Origin of the sequence: Streptosporangium minutum, assembly GCF_002149035.1 — a bacterium.
Taxonomy (GTDB): domain Bacteria; phylum Actinomycetota; class Actinomycetes; order Streptosporangiales; family Streptosporangiaceae; genus Streptosporangium; species Streptosporangium minutum.
On sequence record NZ_NGFP01000204.1, the window covers coordinates 1 to 16,850 of the forward strand.

Annotated in this window: 10 protein-coding genes; 6 read left to right on the plus strand and 4 right to left on the minus strand. The window is 73.6% G+C overall.

Going from position 1 to position 16,850, the window contains the following annotated elements; translation table 11 throughout:
* The 4 genes from CA984_RS32685 to CA984_RS32700 all read left to right on the plus strand — a co-directional run.
* Nucleotides 1-333 (plus strand): phosphopantetheine-binding protein (locus CA984_RS32685; protein ID WP_133061839.1); only part of this gene is annotated, 333 nt, incomplete at its 5' end.
* Entirely contained in the window at nucleotides 330-8,492 is an 8,163-nt protein-coding gene (locus CA984_RS32690; protein WP_086577325.1) for a non-ribosomal peptide synthetase/MFS transporter, read from the plus strand. The genes CA984_RS32685 and CA984_RS32690, both read left to right, overlap by 4 nt.
* Complete coding sequence (locus tag CA984_RS32695; RefSeq protein WP_086577326.1) at nucleotides 8,489-9,448, plus strand: threonine ammonia-lyase; 960 nt, start codon at nucleotides 8,489-8,491, stop codon at nucleotides 9,446-9,448. Before CA984_RS32690 ends, CA984_RS32695 begins: the two co-directional genes overlap by 4 nt.
* A gap of 219 nt (nucleotides 9,449-9,667) precedes the next feature.
* Nucleotides 9,668-10,573 (plus strand): slipin family protein, encoded by a 906-nt coding sequence (locus CA984_RS32700; RefSeq protein ID WP_086577327.1) that lies wholly within the window; start codon nucleotides 9,668-9,670, stop codon nucleotides 10,571-10,573.
* A 62-nt stretch (nucleotides 10,574-10,635) separates the two neighbouring features.
* Here the strand turns inward: CA984_RS32700 and mptB are convergent, their stop codons facing one another.
* Nucleotides 10,636-12,195: a polyprenol phosphomannose-dependent alpha 1,6 mannosyltransferase MptB gene (gene mptB, locus CA984_RS32705; protein WP_086577328.1), complete on the minus strand. Its 1,560-nt coding sequence runs from the start codon at nucleotides 12,193-12,195 to the stop codon at nucleotides 10,636-10,638.
* Between the two features lie 300 nt (nucleotides 12,196-12,495).
* Nucleotides 12,496-13,341 carry an alpha/beta fold hydrolase gene (locus CA984_RS32710; RefSeq protein ID WP_207621129.1) on the minus strand — a complete coding sequence of 282 codons (846 nt, stop codon included), beginning with the start codon at nucleotides 13,339-13,341 and terminating at the stop codon, nucleotides 12,496-12,498.
* Nucleotides 13,342-13,842: 501 nt separating this feature from the next.
* Here CA984_RS32710 and CA984_RS32715 point away from each other — a divergent pair.
* Nucleotides 13,843-14,535 (plus strand): hypothetical protein, encoded by a 693-nt coding sequence (locus CA984_RS32715; RefSeq protein WP_133061840.1) that lies wholly within the window; start codon nucleotides 13,843-13,845, stop codon nucleotides 14,533-14,535.
* Between the two features lie 232 nt (nucleotides 14,536-14,767).
* Here the strand turns inward: CA984_RS32715 and CA984_RS32720 are convergent, their stop codons facing one another.
* A complete protein-coding gene (locus CA984_RS32720; RefSeq protein ID WP_108724649.1) occupies nucleotides 14,768-15,451 on the minus strand; it encodes a PepSY domain-containing protein in 684 nt (227 codons plus the stop codon).
* Nucleotides 15,452-15,663: 212 nt separating this feature from the next.
* Here CA984_RS32720 and CA984_RS32725 point away from each other — a divergent pair, with 212 nt between their 5' ends.
* Nucleotides 15,664-16,065 (plus strand): VOC family protein, encoded by a 402-nt coding sequence (locus CA984_RS32725; RefSeq protein WP_086577331.1) that lies wholly within the window; start codon nucleotides 15,664-15,666, stop codon nucleotides 16,063-16,065.
* 149 nt (nucleotides 16,066-16,214) lie between these two features.
* Here CA984_RS32725 and CA984_RS32730 read toward each other — a convergent pair.
* The coding region (locus CA984_RS32730; protein ID WP_133061841.1) for an ATP-binding cassette domain-containing protein at nucleotides 16,215-16,850 on the minus strand (636 nt) is incomplete at its 5' end.

Here is a 16,850-nt window from a genome sequence, read left to right on the forward strand (position 1 = left end):
ACCCTGTCCAGCGGCAAGGTGGACCGGGAGGCCCTGCCCGAGCCGGTCGACGCCCCGGAGGCCGGACGGGTCGCGCCCGCCACCGACCCCGAACGCCTGGTGGCCACCGTGTGGGCCGCCGTGCTGGAGCGCGCCGCCGTCTGGGCCGACGACGACTTCTTCGCCCTGGGCGGGCACTCCTTCGCCGCGACCCGCGTGGTCGGCCGGCTGCGGGACACGTTGGACCTGGCCGTTCCGGTGCGGTTGCTGTTCGAGCGGCCGGTACTCGCCGACTTCGCCGCCGGACTGGAAGAACTGTTGATCGCCAAACTGATGGGCGGGAGCGACGCATGACCGAGGTTCGTCAGGACCGGATCGCCGAGATGGTCCGGTCCCGGTTCGCCGCTGCCCGGGCCGCGGCCGAAACCCCCAGCGCCCCGGTCATTCCGGCACTGTCCACAGAGGACATGCCGTTGTCGCCGGCCCAGGAGCGGCTCTGGTTCCTGGCCCAGCTGGAGCAGGACACCCCCGCCTACAACGTGCCGCGGGCGCTGCGGCTGAGCGGGCCGGTGGACGTCGCCGCCCTTACCGCCGCGGTGACCGAGCTGGCCGACCGGCACTGGATCCTGCGCGGCGTCATCGACGGCACGAGGGTACGGCCGGCCGACGGCGTGCCCGTCTCCGTGGTGGACGTGGACCCCGCGGAGCTGGAGCGGGAGCTGGCCGACCATGCCTGGCGCCCGTTCCGGCTGGACGCCGAGCCGCCCATGCGGGCCGCGGTGTTCCGGCTCGGCGGGGACGAGTACGTGCTCGCGCTGACCCTGCACCACATCGCCACCGACGCCTGGTCGGAGCAGCTGCTGTTGCAGGACCTCTCGGCCCTGTACACCGCCCGGCTCGGCCTGGCGCCGCAGCCGGAGCCCCCGGCCCTGCAGTACGCCGACGTGGCCGCGTGGGAGGCCGAGCAGCCCGAGGCCGACCTGGACTGGTGGACGGAGCGCCTGGCCGGCCTGCCGCCGGCGCTGGACCTGCCCATCGCCGGTCCCCGCCCGGCCGTCCCCACCTGGCGGGGGGCCGCGGTCGAGTTCGAGGTGCCGGAGTCGCTGTCCGCCAAGGTGCGCGCGGTGGCGGGCCTGACGCCGTTCATGGTGTTCCTGGCCGGCCTGCAGGCGCTGCTGTCCCGCCTGTCCGGCAGCGACGACATCGCCATCGGGGTGCCGCACGCCGGCCGGCACCACCTGGACGCCGAGCGGGTGGTGGGCTGTTTCATCAACACCCTGGCGGTGCGCACCGACACCTCCGGCGACCCCAGCGGCGCCGAGGTGCTGGCCAGGGCCCGTACGGCCGCGCTGGACGCGTTCACCCACGCCCGTACACCGTTCGAGCGGATCGTGGAGCGGCTGCAACCGGAGCGGAACCTGTCGGTCACCCCGCTGTTCCAGGTGATGCTGAACGTGTACAACGCCGCCGCGCCGGTGAGCCTGCCCGGAGTGGAGGTCCGAGCCGAACCGCTGCACGTGCCGACGGCCAAGTTCGACCTGAACCTGGCGCTCGGCGACGACGGGGACCGGTTCACCGGCGAGCTGCGCTACCGGGCCGACCTGTTCGAGGAGTCGACCGTCCGGCGGCTGGTGGAGTGGTATCTGGCGCTGCTGGACGGGATGCTCACCGATCCGGACGCACCGGTCCGGCTGCCCGCCGGCGCCGACCTGCGCGGCCCGGCCGGGGACCTGCCGACGGACGTGCCGTTGCACGCGCTGGTCGAGCGGATGGCCGACGCCGGCCCCGACGTGACCGCGGTCGCCTCGCTCAGCTACGCGGAGCTGGACCGGCGGGCCAACCAGGTGGCGCACTGGCTGCTGGCCCGCGGGGTGCGTCCGCAGGAGCCGGTGGGGGTGCTGCTGGAGCGGCGGCCGGAGCTGGTGATCGCCCTGTTGGGGGTGCTCAAGGCCGGTGCGGCCTACCTGCCGCTGGATCCGGTGTACCCGGCGCGGCGGACCGAGGCCATCCTGGCCGACGCCGGCGCCCGGATCGTGCTCACCGAGTCGGAGATCGCCGCCGCCGCGGGCGAGTCCGGGCATCGCCCGGACGTGGCCGTGCCGCCCGACCACCTGGCGTACGTGATCTACACCTCCGGATCCACCGGGGAGCCCAAGGGGGTCGCGGTCGAACACCGGCAGATCACCCATTACCTGGGCGCGGTGGCCGGACGGATCCCCGCCGGGACGACCTCGTTCGCCCTGGTGTCCACCGCCGCGGCCGACCTGGGTCTGACCAACGTGCTGTGCGCGCTGACCTCGGGCGCCACCCTGCATCTGATCGACCACGAGACCGCCACCGACCCGGTCGCGTACGCCGCCTACCTGGCCGCGCATCCGGTGGACGTGGTCAAGATGGTGCCCAGCCAGCTGGAGCTGCTGGGCGTGGACGCCCTGCCCCGGAAACTGCTGATCCTGGCCGGTGAGGCCGTGCCGTCGGATCTGGTGGAGCGGGTACGGGCCGCGCGGCCGACCCTGGCGGTGCAGATCCACTACGGGCCCACCGAGACCACGGTATCGGTGCTGGCCTGCGACGCGACCGAGGTGGCGCCCGGCGTGGCCCCGCTGGGCCGGCCGCTGGCCGATGTGGAGTGCCGGGTGGTGGACTCCGCCGGGCGGCCGCTGCCGGCCGGCGTGCCGGGAGAGCTGTGGATCGGCGGCCCCAGCCTGGCCCGCGGCTATCTGGGCCGGCCGGACCTGACCGCGCAGCGGTTCGTGGACGGCTGGTACCGCACCGGGGACCGGGTGCGGGTGAACCCGGCCGGGCTGGTGGAGTTCCTGGGCCGGATCGACGACCAGGTGAAGGTACGCGGATTCCGGGTGGAGCTCGGTGAGGTCGCCGCGGCGCTACGGGCCCTGCCGCAGGTGGCGGAGGCGTTCGTGCAGCCGGTCGGCGCCGGGGCGCAACGGCGCCTCGCCGCCTGGGTGACACCCTCCACGGTGGACACGGCACAGGTGCGGGCCGCGCTGCGGGAGCGGCTGCCCGACTACATGGTGCCGCCCGCGATCGCCGCGCTGGAGGCGCTGCCGCTCACCCCGAACGGCAAGGTGGACCGGGCGGCGCTGCCGGTCCCCGAGGCCGGCCCGGCGGTGCGGGTGCCGCTGGGCACGCCGCAGGAGCACCTGGTCGCCGAGATCTGGGCGGAGGTGCTGGACCTGCCGCAGGTGTGGGCGGACGACGACTTCTTCGCCCTGGGCGGGCACTCCTTCGCCGCGACCCGGGCGGTCGGCCGGCTGCGGGAACGGCTGGGCGCCCCGGTTCCGGTGCGGCTGCTGTTCGAGCATCCGGTGCTCGCCGACCTGGCCGCCGCCCTGCCCCGGCCGGCTCCGGCGGCAAGGGCCCGGCGGGAGCGGACGGACGGGCCGGTCGCGCTGTCCGGAGTGCAGGCCAGGCTGTGGTTCCTGGCGCAGCTGGAGCCGGAGAGCACGGCCTACAACGTGCCGGTGGCGCTGCGGCTGCACGGGCCGCTTCAGGTGGAGGCGCTGCTGGGTGCGGTACACGACCTGGCCGAGCGACACCACGTGCTGCGCAGCGTGATCGACGACTCCGGCGCCGAACCGGTCCTGGTGGTACGGCCGGCCGGAGAGGTGCCGGTGTCCACCGCGGACGTCGACCGGTCACAGGTCGAGGACGCGGTGGCCGCGCAGCTCGCCACACCGTTCGCGCTGGACCGGGAGCCGCCGATGAGGGCGGTACTGTTCGTGGTCGGCGACCGGGAGCACGTGCTCTCGCTCACCTTCCACCACATCGCCACCGACGCCTGGACCCGTGGGCTGCTGCTGTCCGAGCTGTCCGCGCTGTACGCCGCCCGGACCGGCCTGCGCCCGCCGCCGGAGCCGCCGCCGGCCCAGTACGCCGAGGTGGCCCCGGTCCCCGACCTGGCCGACCTGGACTGGTGGGCCGAGCAGTTGCGCGGCCTGCCGCCGGTGCTGGACCTGCCCACCGACCGGCCGCGCCCCGCCGTGGCCGACCCGGGCGGCGCCTCGGTGGACCTGGAGCTGCCGGCGGAGCTGAGCGAGCGGGTCCGGGCGGTGGCCGCCGCCTACCGGGCGACGCCGTTCATCGTGCTGCTGGCCGGTCTGCAGGTCCTGCTGGCGCGGCTGTCGGCCGGCACCGACATCGCGGTCGGCGTGCCGGTCGCCGGCCGGGACCACCCCGACTCCGAGGGCGTGGTGGGCTGTTTCCTCAACACGGTGGTGGTGCGGACCGATGTGGGCGGCGAACCGACCGGCCACGAGCTGCTGGCCCGGGTCCGGGAGGCCGCGCTGGGTGCCTTCGCCCACGCGAGCGCGCCGTTCGACCGGGTGGTGGACCGGCTGCGGCCCGAGCGGAACCTGGCCGCGACCCCGCTGTTCCAGGTGATGCTGAACTACTTCCCCGGCACGGCACGGCCGGAGCTGGCCGGCCTGGAGGCGGCAGAGATCCACCTGCCCGATCGGACCGCGAAGTTCGACCTGAACTGGTACGTGATCGACAGCGGGCCCGGCCGGACACTGCGCGGCGGGCTCGGCTACCGCACCGACCTGTTCGACGCGGCCACCGCGACCCGGTTCACCCGGTGGTACCTGGCGCTGCTGGACGGGATGCTGTCCGATCTGGAAGCGCCCGTGGGCGCGCAGCCGCTGGAGCCGGTCACCGGCCCGGTTCTCGCCGGCGAGCCGCTGCCGGACGTGGCGGACACCCCGGTGCACCGGCTGATCGAGCGCTGGGTGGACACCACCCCCGACGCGCCGGCCGTGGTGGGCGCGGACCGCAGCCTGACCTACGCCGAGCTGGAGACGGCCGCCAACCGGATCGCCCACTGGCTGCTGGCCGCCGGGGTGGGCGCCGACGAGCCGGTCGGCGTGCTTCTGGAGCCGGGGGCCGACCTGGCCTGCGCCCTGTTCGGGATCCAGAAGTCGGGCGGCGGCTACCTGCCCATGGATCCGGCCTATCCGGCCGCGAGGATCGCCACCATGCTCGACGCCGCCGGGGTGCGGGCCGTGGTCACCACGGCCGAGTTCGCCGGCCTGATCGGGGCGGACCGCCGGGTGCTGGCGCTGGACCGGCTCCCGTCCCTGCCGCGGACCCGGCCGGAGGTCGACGTCCGGCCCGAGCACCTGCATCACGTGATCTTCACCTCCGGATCCACCGGCACGCCCAAGGCCGTGGCCGCCGAGCACCGCGGCGTGGCGAGCTACCTGAGCGGCATGCTGCCGCGGATCGGCGTGCCCGGCGGGTCGTACGCGGTGGTGTCCACTCCGGCCGCCGACTTCGGGCTGACCTGCGTGTTCGGCGCCCTGACCACGGGCGGGACGGTGCACCTGGTGCCCCGGGAGACCGCGATGGATCCCGCCGCGTTCGCCGGCTACCTGAGCGCGCACCGCATCGACGTGGTCAAGTGCGTGCCCAGCCACCTGGAGCTGCTGGCCTCCGGCGGAGACCTGGCCGCGGTGCTGCCGGACAGGCTGCTGATCCTGGCCGGGGAGGCGTGCCCGTGGGACCTGGTGGAGCGGGCCAGGGCCGCCCGGCCGGGACTGCGGATCCAGAGCCACTACGGGCACACCGAGTCCACGATGATCTGCCTGGTCTGCGACACCGAGGAGGTCGCGGCCGAGCACCGGACCGGGATCGTGCCGCTGGGCCGGCCCCTGCCGGGGGTGTACGGGCACCTGGTGGACGCGAGCATGCGGCCGGTGCCCGCCGGGGTGCCGGGCGAGCTGGTGGTCGGAGGCCCGGGGATCACCCGCGGCTACATCGGTCTGCCCGAGCTGACCGCGGAACGGTTCGTGCCCGATCCGCTGACCGGGCAGGGGCGCTGCTACCGCAGCGGCGACCTGCTGCGGGTCACCGCCGACGGGCGGGTGGAGTTCCGCGGCCGGGTGGACGACCAGGTCAAGGTACGGGGCTACCGGGTCGAGCTGGGCGAGGTCACCACCGCGCTGCGCGCCCTGCCGCAGATCGCCGACGCCGTGGTGCTGCCGGTGGGCGAGGGGAAGGCCCGGCAGCTCGCCGCCTGGGTGACGCCGTCCACCGTGGACACCTCGGCGGTCCGCTCCGCGCTGCGGGAGCGGCTGCCCGACTACATGGTCCCGGCCCAGTTCGTCGCACTCGACCGGATCCCGCTCAATCCGAACGGGAAGGTGGACCGGGCCGCCCTGCCCGAACCGCGGCCGGAGACCGCCGAGTTCGTGCCGCCGTCCACGGCCGGCGAGGAGCTGGTCGCCCGGGCATGGGCCCAGGTGCTCGGCGTGGCCAGGGTCGGGGCGCACGACGACTTCTTCGCCCTGGGCGGGGACTCCTTCGCCGCGGTGCGCGCGGTCAAGGAGATCGGCTGCGGCCTGCGGGTGATCGACCTGTTCACCCGTCCCACGGTCGCCGAGCTGGCCGCGTTCCTGGACCGCCGGGACGGCGGCGGGCTGCTGCACCGCCTGGGCGGTGGCCGCACCAGCGAGTTCACCCTGGTGTGCGTGCCGTACGGCGGCGGGTCGGCGGCGGTGTACCAGCCGCTGGCCTGGGCTCTGGGTGAGCGGGTGGAGGTGCTCGCGGCGGAGCTGCCCGGCCATGATCCGGCCCGGCCCGATGAGATGCCGCTGCCGCTGGAGGAGCTGGTGGAGGCCTTGGCCGCGGAGGTGGCCGCGTCCGCTTCCGGCCCGATCGCGATCTACGGTCACTGCGTGGGCTCCGCGCCCGCGGTGGCCCTGGCCCGCAGGCTGGAGGCGGACGGGGTTCCCGTGCTGGGCGTGATCGCGGCCGGCAGCTTCCCCAGTGCCCGGCTGCCCGGCCTGGCCCGGCGGTTCTTCCGCGGTGACCGCTGGGTCTCCGACCGGATGTTCCAGGACGCGCTGCGGGCCACGGGCGGGCTGCTGGACGACATGGACGAGGCCGCCAAAAACGTCGCGGTGCGGGCGATGCGCCACGACGCCGACCAGGCGCAGGAGTGGTTCGAACGCGAGCTCACCGGCGGGAGACCGGCGCTGCGCGCCCCGATCCTGTGCGTGGTGGGGGAACGTGACCGGGCCACCGAGCTGTACCAGGAGCGGTACGCCGAGTGGGCGGTCTTCGCGCCCGGGGTGGAGCTGGCCGTACTCCCCCATGCCGGCCACTATTTCCTGCGGCATCAGGCCGAGCCGCTGGCCGTCCTGGTCATGGAGCATCTGCGGAGCTGGGCGTCCGGGCGGCTGCCCGGACCGGTGCGCCCGCCCGACCGGGCCGGCCTGCGCCCCTTCTACACCGTCGCGGGTGGGCAGTTCATGTCGGCGGTGGGCACGGCGCTGAGCTCGTTCGCCCTCGGCGTCTGGGCCTACCAGGACAGCGGCCGGATCCTGGACCTGGCTCTGATCGTCATGCTGTCGCAGATCCCGGCCGTGCTGCTCACCCCGCTGGGCGGCACGCTGGCCGACCGGGTGGACCGGCGCCGGATCATGCTGGTCAGCGACGCGGTCTCCGGACTGGCCATGGCGGCGCTGGTCGTGCTGCTGGTCACCGGAGGGCTGGAGTTGTGGAACGTCTGTCTCATCGTCGGCGTCACCTCGATGGCCACCGCGTTCCAGCAGCCCGCCTATCTGGCCGCGATCGCGCAGCTGGTGCCCAAGCCGTACCTGCCGCAGGCCAACGCCGTGGCCAACCTGGGTTTCGGGGTCGGCAACGTGGTGGCCCCGCTCGCCGGCGGCGCGTTGATCGGCATGTTCGGGCTGTCCGCGGTGGTGGCCATCGACGTGGCCTCGTTCGGGGTGGGGGTGGCGACCCTGCTGGCGGTCCGGTTCCCCGACCGGCTGTTCCACCGGCAGGAGGAGACGTTCCAGGCGGCGCTGACCGGCGGCTGGCGGTTCCTCCGCCGGCGCCGGCCGCTGCTGGTGATGGCGTTCTACTTCGCGGTGGTCAACTTCTGCACCGCGCTGATGTGGGTGCTGATCACCCCGGTCGTGCTGGCTCTCGGCTCCTCGGCCGCCCTGGGCGCGGTGACCGCGGTCGGCGGCCTCGGCGCGGCCGTGGGCACCGGGGTGGTGCTGGTGTGGGGCGGTACCCGGCGCCGGGCCACCGGCATGATCGGCTTCGTGGTCGGGTCCGGGATCGGCGTGGTGCTGATGGGCGTGTGGCCGGCGGTGTGGCTGGTCGCGGCCGGCCTGTTCCTCCGGCTGGCCTGCATGAGCATCGGCAACGCGCACTGGCTGTCCATCATCCAGGTGAAGGTGGGGCCGGAACTGCAGGGCCGGGTTCTGGCCGTCAACGTCATGCTGGCCACGGCCATGCAGCCGCTGGGCTTCCTGGCCGCCGGCCCGCTGGCCGACTGGGCCCAGCCGTACACCTCCGGCCCCGGCCGGGGCGCGGCGGCGGTGCTGCTGGCCAGCGGCGTGTTCCTGGTGATCTGGGGCCTGATCGGGTTGCGTCACCGCCCGCTGCACCACCTGGAGGACCTGGTCCCCGACGCCGCGCCGCCGCCGGAGGCCGCGGCCGACCTGGACGCCATCCAGGCCAAGGTGCTGAACGGATGAGCCTGGTGACGGTGGACGACGTGATCGCCGCCACGGCCCGCATCGCGCCGTTCGTACGGCGCACACCGCTGCTGCGCCTGCCCGGCGAGCGGCTCTGGGTCAAGCCCGAGAACCGGCAGCCCACCGGCTCCTTCAAGGTGCGGGGCGCGCTGAACGCCGTAGGACGGCTGGCCGAGCGGGGCGTCCGGCACGTCATCGCCCAGTCCTCCGGCAATCACGCCCAGGCCATCGCGTACGCGGCCGGGAAGCACGGCCTGCGGGCGACCGTGGTCCTGCCCGACACCGCGCCGGAGCTGAAGGTGGCGGCCGCCCGCGGGCTCGGCGCCGAGGTGGTGATCGTGCCACCGGCCCTGCGGGAGGTCACCTGCCTGGCGCTGGCCGACCGGCTCGCGGCCACGGTGGTCCGCTCCGACGAGTTCGACGTCATCGCCGGGCACGGCAGCGCCGGGACCGAGATCGGCCGGGACCTGTCCCGCGCGGGCACGATCCTGGTGCCGGTCTGCAACGGCGGCCTGCTGGCCGGGGTCGCGGTCGCGGCCAAGGCCGTCGACCCGGCGATCAGGGTGATCGGTGTCGAGCCCGAGCTGGCAGCCGACGGCGCGGCCAGCTTCCGCTCCGGCCGGCGCACCGCGTGGCCGGTGCTGCAGACCTACCGCACCCGGGCCGACGGCCTGCGCGCCCCGGTCCTGGGGGCCCTGGCATGGGAGCACATCCACCGGTACGTGGACGACATGGTGACCGTGAGCGAGGACGGCATCGGGGCCGCCGCCGACCTCCTCTTGCAGGAGCTGGGGGAACGCGCCGAGCCCAGCGGCGCGGTGACCACCGCGGCCTACCTCGCCCACCGGGACGCGCTGCCTGCCGGGCCCGTGGTGGCCGTCCTCTCCGGCGGCAACGTGGCGGTCCGTCCCGATGCCGACGATACGAGGGAGCGTTCACTCATCCGGGGTCTGTGACCAGGCGGGCGCCGGTGTCGGCGGCGCCCGCACTCCCCTGCCGCCATTTCCACTAAAAGCGACATATCAGGTGCTTTATGCCGCGTTACGATGGAAATGTCCGGTCCCCCGCCGCCCTGTGATCGGTCGGCCCGTCCGGAACCGGTCACCGACCCAGAATGCCTCCGGGCCGCCGGAAAAGTCGGACCGGCGGGACCGAGGGGGACAAGGGAGGATGAAATGATCACCGTCATCACCTCCGCACTGATCGCGATCCTGACCCTGGTCGCGATATTGCTCGGGACGAGTGTCCGGATCGTCAAGCAGTTCGAGCGGGGCGTCGTCTTCCGGTTCGGGCAGGTCCGCTCCGAGGTCCGCGGTCCCGGGCTCGCCGTGATCATGCCGGTCGCCGACCGCCTGCAGAAGGTCAACATGCAGATCGTCACCATGCCGGTGCCCGCCCAGGACGGCATAACCCGCGACAACGTGACGGTTCACGTGGACGCTGTCATCTACTTCCGGGTCGTCGACCCGAGGCGCGTGGTCGTCGACGTCCAGGACTACGAGGCCGCCATCCGCCAGGTCGCGATGGCCTCGCTGCGCTCGATCATCGGCAAGAGCGAGCTGGACGACCTGCTCTCCAACCGGGAGCGGCTCAACCAGGGTCTGGAACTGATGATCGACAGCCCGGCCGTGGGCTGGGGCGTGCACATCGACCGCGTCGAGATCAAGGACGTGGCACTGCCGGACTCGATGAAGCGGTCCATGTCGCGGCAGGCCGAGGCGGAACGCGAACGGCGCTCCCGCGTCATCACCGCCGAGGGTGAGCTGCAGGCCTCGCAGAAGCTGGCCCAGGCCGCCGAGACGATGGCCCTGCACCCCGCCGCGCTGCAGCTGCGCCTGCTCCAGACCGTCGTCGAGGTCGCCGCCGAGAAGAACTCCACCCTCGTGCTGCCCTTCCCCGTCGAGCTGCTCCGCTTCCTGGAGCGGGCGACACCTCCCGAGCCCGAGCCGCCCGCCGGGCCGGCCGCCTCGCAATCCGTCCCGGCGCTCTCCGCCGGCCTGCCGGCGTCGGCCGACCAGTGCCTGCCGGACACCGCCGTCCTGGACCGGGCCGCGCCCAACGGGGTGGGAGCCGACCGATAGGCGAAGACGCGTCCGCCGCCGAGGTCCACGAGGACGGCCGGTCCTGAACCACCCGGCCGATCTCATCGGCCAGGCGGCGGCCGTCCGTCCGCGTGATCGTAGCCGCCGGCGGCGGGCGGCAGTGCCCGGGGACGGAGAGCGCCGGCGAAGCTCAGCACGACGACGCAGAGGATGAGGAGGTCGGCGGCCAGCGGGGCGACCCACGGGCGGTAGGCCTCGGCGATCCACCGGGTCAGCGCGGTGGGCTGGAGCTGGAGGAGGCCGAGGGCACCGGGCAGGTAGATGAGGCTCGTCACGACGCCGCGGGTGATCAGCAACCCGTCGAGACGGCCGGCCGGCATGAGGGCCAGCAGGGGGAACAGCAGGGCGTCGTACCAGGGGTGCTGCACCGGAGAGGTGAGCAGCCAGCACAGGCACCACGCCAGCGCCGGGCGTACGGAGGCCAGGCCGGGCGGCCCGGGAGGGAGCCGCACGCACAGCAGGAGACCGATGAGGAGGGCGGCGCCGAGGGCGAGCTGCCCCTCCAGGGGGGACGACCGCGCCCCCAGGCCCAGCGCGTCGGTGATCACACGCCACGGATCGGCCAGCGAGCGGGAACCGATCTTGCCGACCAGGTTCCCGACGGCCTCCGGGCCCTGCGTCGCGTAGGCCACGACCAGCGCCGTGCCCGCGCCCATCACCATTGCCAGGAAAGTGGTCACCGACCGGCGGGCCGCCCAGGCCAGGCCGGCTCCGGCGAGGATGAACGGCGCCTTGACGGCGGCCGCCGCGCCGAGCAGCGCCCCCGCCGCCAGGCCCGCGGCCACGCCGCCCCGGCGCAGGGCGAGGAAGGCGGCGACGAGGAAGAACGCCCCCAGGCCGTCGATGTGGCCGCCCAGCACCACGTGCCACAGCATCAGCGGGTTGAGGCTCCACAGCAGGTGGACGCGGACGCGCCGGTCGCGGTCCGGTCCCGCCAGCCGGTCGAGCATGTACGCGGACAGCAGGAACGCCAGACCGGTCATGACCTTGATGGCGAGCACGGTGCCGGCCATCGACCCGCCGCCGAGCCGCGAGCCTGCCATCTGTGCCCAGGTCGCCAGCGGCCCGTACACCGATGGTGTGTTCCGCCACGCCAGGGGGGCCAGCTCGCCGACCGGGTCCGCCATCTTGTGCAGCCATGCCGGGGTCAGCACGTACGGGTCGTGCCCGAGGGCGGCGATGCGCCCGTAGACCGCGTAGTTGAGCACGTCCGTCGATCCGGCGGGCGGTACGAGCGTGAGGGTGAGGACGGCGATCACCGTGCCGGCGAGAAGGACTCCTCGCGCCGGACGCCATCCCCGGCGCAGCCCGTACAGCCCGGCGCCCACGCCCAGCCCGCCGGCGATGACGGCCGCCCAGCTCAGCTGGATCACCAGCGTGTCGGACGGGGCGGCCCGGAAGGACCAGGGCGGATCACCGCCGCCGAGGTCGGGCACCGCCGCCGACGGCCCGAGGAGGGCGACGGCCAGCATGGTCGCGACGGCGACCCCGATCATGATGAGCCCCGCGCGTCCGGCGAGCCGCGCGTGCCGGAGCGGCTCGGCGGCACGGGCCGGCTCCGTCGTCGGGGGGTGCGGGACAGGTCGGACCAACGTCGGCACCTGCCAAACCTCCAAGGGGAACCACCAGGACGGTCACGGCATCGCGGCGGCCGGAGCGCGGGCCGGCGCGGTCACCGGACCCGCTCCGTGATCGGCTCCCACCGGGACGCGACCGGATCGCCGACCTCATGGTGGGACAGCCGGGGCATAGGCGGCCCGGCGCGGCGTCGACGCGATGCCTGCCCCAAGCATAGATCGTCCAGGACGTTGATCCACCGGCTTCGCAGTCCGCAGTCCACGGCCCGCGATCCGTGTGACGCCCTGCTCCGCCGGGCCGTACGGCCGCCCTCGGCCCGGGGGTCAGGCCGTGCCGTGGAGGACCTCGCGCAGCCGGGCCGCGAACGCGCGCGGATGGGTGGTGTTGCCGTTGTGGCAGCCGGGGAACTCCATCACCTGGGTACCGAGCAGGCCGGCCAGCTCTCCGGCGCAGCGGCGGGGAAAGACCGTGCGCGGGGTGGTACGGCCGGCGGCGGGCACGATCCGGATCGGGGTGTCCTTCAGCGCGGCGACGTCGGCGCCGGTCAGCGCGCTGCGGCTGAGCGCGGGCATGTCGTTGGCGAGGAGGAAGCGGAGGTTGGCGGCCCGCTCCCCGGGCTCCTGCTCCTGCATGCGGACGCCCGGCTCCGTCTCCAGGCCGGCGGGGTCGATGCCGACGAGCGCGCTCATCGTGTGCATGGCCGCGGCGACGCCCTGCCGGCGGTAGGTCTCCTGCAGCTCCTCCAGGGCTTGGGCGAAGCGGGCCCGCCCCGCGGAGAGCAGCCCGATCGCGCCGGGCTCGTGCGCGACGAGCACGCTCACCTGCCCGGGATGACGGACGGCCAGGGTGAGCCCGATGAGACCGCCGAAACTGGAGCCGAACATGAGCGCGGGCCGGTCGGTGAGGGCGGCCAGCAGACGGTGGACGTCGTCGGCGTGGGTCTCTATGGTCACCGGTCGCGCCGGGTCGTGCGGCGTGCTGCGCGATAGGCCGCGGCGGTCGTAGGTCACCACCGTGTGGTCGCCGACGAGCCGGTCGACCAGGTCGGCGCTGCGTCCGGCGTCGCCGTCCCCACCCTGGAGGATGAGCAGCAGGGGGCCGGTGCCGCGGACCTCGTAGTAGAGGGTGGCCCCCGGCACGGGCAGCGTACCGGCCTCCATGTCGGCCATCAGATGTCCTCTCGCCCGGTAGGGATGATCGCTCCGTTCCACGTCGACCATAACCCATCACTTTAGATACATCAACGTTGATGTATCTAAAGTGATGGGTTATGGTGCGGCCGGGCGCAGATCCCGGGCAGAGGCGCTCTTTCAAACGGGGAACGGCTGCGGCGCATCCGCGCGTGAGGCGCATCGCGGTGGGACGGCGTCGCATCCGCGCCCGTCGGAACCAATGCACCGAATCGCTCGCCGACGTTGATTCCCGGCACTCACGGCCCCGCGATCTCCCGGCGGAGTGCCGGCAGACGGCGGCCTGAAGAGAATTGTCTTTTACATCGAACCCAATTGTCTCCCCGAGGTCTTCGGGCGCGTAATCGGCTCACTCGATCCGGCAGTTCCGCCGGCCCATAAAAGGCGCCCGGCAGATCATATCTTGACCGGAGCCCTCCGGAGGACCACTCTTTCGATGTCGACTTGTGCGCATCAAGTCGACATCGAAAGGAGAGATAAATGCGGAGGAAAGAAACAGGTGAAAGAAGGCGGGGAATTCCGTCACGCCGGCTGAGCGTTTCACTCGCCGTGCTGGCGCTGGCCACGGGTGCGCAGGCTCTCGCCGTCCCCGCCGACGCCGCCGTTCAGAGGCAGTCGCCGTACACCTGCAAGCAGGGCTTCGTCTGGCGCGAGGCGTTCGCCGACGACCTGGTGTGCGTGACGCCGGCGATCCGCACGCAGACGAGAGCCGAGAACGCCGCGGGCCCGTCGAACCAGCAGCCCGGCAGCGTGTTCTGCAAGCAGGGCTTCGTCTGGCGGGAGTCCCGCCCCTCTGATCTCGTCTGTGTCGTCCCGCCGAGCCGCGACCAGGCCAGATCCGACAACGCCAACGCGCCCTACCGGCTGGTCGATCCGGGGGCGACCCCACGGGGCGGCGTGCAGATCACTACCAGCGGCAATTATCTGTACGCCACGGGAACAGGGCTGAGCCCGAACAACACCGTCCGGTTCTCCGCGGTCGGCATCAATACGGTGGGCCCGTATTCTCTGGGCTTTCTCGTGGCCAATGCCCAAGGCGCGTTGAGCGGCTGGAACTATGTCGCCACCATAAGCTGCCGTGCGCAGCAGAACGGACCCGCGACCATTGTCGTGCTCGACCAGGGCAGCGGCAGGGTGACCACGGGGGGAATCACGTACGCTTTCCAGTGCTAGATCGACTCCCTGATCCGGGTCGTGTTCCGCACGGTGACCGACTCCACCGGCCAGGAGCGTGCGGCAGGCGCGAGCACGCCGCCGTCCTCGTCGCCGGGGCGTGACCCGCGACGAGGACGGCCCGCGACTCCGCGGACGGCCGGACGGAATCCGGCGACAGGGCGTTCTCACCGTGAACTCGCGGCTCAGGGGGAGCCGGGCACCTCCGACCGGCCGCCCGCGAGACGGGGCGTCATCCGCCGGTGAGGATCCTCCCGTCACCGGCGTCGATCATTATGAAGCGCTTGGTCCTCCTGCTGTCGACGACGTCGCCCTCCCACACGGTTCTGCCGTTGTGGCCGGTGAGGTTGAGCTCGGTGATCCGGCCGTCCGGCACCTGGGCCTCGATCTTCTCGGCGGCCTGGAGGTAGCCGATCTTCGCCTCCTTGACCCGCCGCCTGTGCTTGGCCTTGTCGGCCGCGTCATCGGCCTCCACACGCGGCTTCCCGATCACCTTGCCGGTGCCGGCCTCGACGTCCAGCTCGTGCTCGGTACCGTCGGCGGCGACCACCTGCACCTCCCAGAGCCGGCCGTTCTCCTCCGACTCGATCGAGATCAGCGTGGAGTCCGGCACCGCCTTCAGCGCCGCCTCGCCTGCCCGCCGCAGGTCCTCCGTGCCGACGGTGCCACCCGGAGTGGTGGTGCCGCCCGGAGCGGCCGGGCTCCCGCTGTCCTCCGGCTCACCCGGCGTCTGCGGGCCTGTGACGGCCGGTGCCGCCACCGGCGCGACGGCCGCCGACGCCGCCGCGGGCGGCGGCTGGGCGCCGCTTCCGCACCCGGTCGTCACCAGCATCGCACCGAGCGCCAGCACCCCCGTGCCGGCCCATCGTCGTGACGTCCTCACCGGAACGGTCTTCATCTCTGAAACAGTCTTCATGATCCCCCCGATCGTGCGGTCAGGATTCCCCCCGGGGAGAGCCGTCAAACGGGCCGGACCTGGCGGTACGGCAGGCAGGCGAGGTTCGGCGCGGGCGGGGAAGCGCCGCGGCCCGGAGGTCACGCCTTCGGCGGGGACGGCGGCGGAGGCGGAGGCGGGCGCCGGGACGCCCTCCGGTGGCGTGGCGATCGCCGCTGTGACATGGTCGTGACATGCTCAAGCACAGTCATGTCGCAACCCGGCTCCCGGCTCGGGACCTGGACCGGGCGAGGGCGTTCTACGCGGAGAAGCTCGGCCTCGAACCGGTCGAGGAGCGGCCCGGCGGCCTGCTCTACCGGTGCGGCGGCGGGCGGTTCGCGCTTTTCGCCTCGACCGGCACCGCCTCGGGCGACCACACCCAGATGGCGTGGGAGGTCGATGACCTCGAGGCCGTGGTCGAGGAGCTGCGGAGCCGGGGCGTGGTGTTCGAGGAGGTCGACGTCCCCGGCTTCCGGACCGTCGGCGGCATCGCGCACGTGGAGGGTAACTACCCGTCGGCCGGCACCGGTGAGCGGGCCGCCTGGTTCCGCGACAGCGAGGGGAACCTCCTCGGCATCGGCCAGCCCGTGCGCTGAGGCCGTCCCCTCACGGACCAGGGGAACCTCCTCGGCATCGGCCAGGCCGTGCGCTGAGGCCGTCCCCTCACGGACCGCTCGCGACCGTCAGGCCCGGCCAGGCCGGTCCCGAGGATCGCGGGCCGGTCCCCGGCCGTGGCCGCCCCCGGCTATGCGGCCCGCGCCCCGGCCATCGTGCCGCTCCGCAGCTCCAGCCGTGAACCCGTGAACGCCGCCCGCATGCGCCGGTCGTGCGTGACGATGACGAGCGCGCCCTCGTAGCGGCCCAGAGCCTGCTCCAGGTCCTCCACCAGCGCCGGCGACAGATGGTTGGTCGGCTCGTCCAGCAGCAGCAGGTCGGCCGGATCGCTCACCAGCCGGGCCAGTTCGATCCTGCGGCGCTGGCCCACGGAGAGCGCCCCGACCGGCCTGCCGAGGTCGGCCGCGCGGAAGAGCCCCAGTTCCAGCAGTTCCTCGGCGTGCCGCTCCGGGCTCCCCGGACGCCCGGCCGCGAAGGCCTCCAGCACCGTGCGCCCGCCGTACCCGGCGAGATCCTGCTGGCGCAGGTGGCCGACGCGCGCGGGGCGGCGGAGCGAGCCGGCACTCGGCGCGAGCTCCCCGGCCAGGACCTGCATGAGCGTGCTCTTGCCCGCTCCGTTGGGCCCGGTGACGAGCAGCCGCTCGCCCGGCTGGATCCGCAACGACTCCACGTGCAGGCGGCCGTCCACCCGTACGCCGGTCAGCTCCGCGAGCGGGCCGACGGGGACGGCCGCCTGCACGTGGAGTCGTTGCGGATCCAGCCGGGC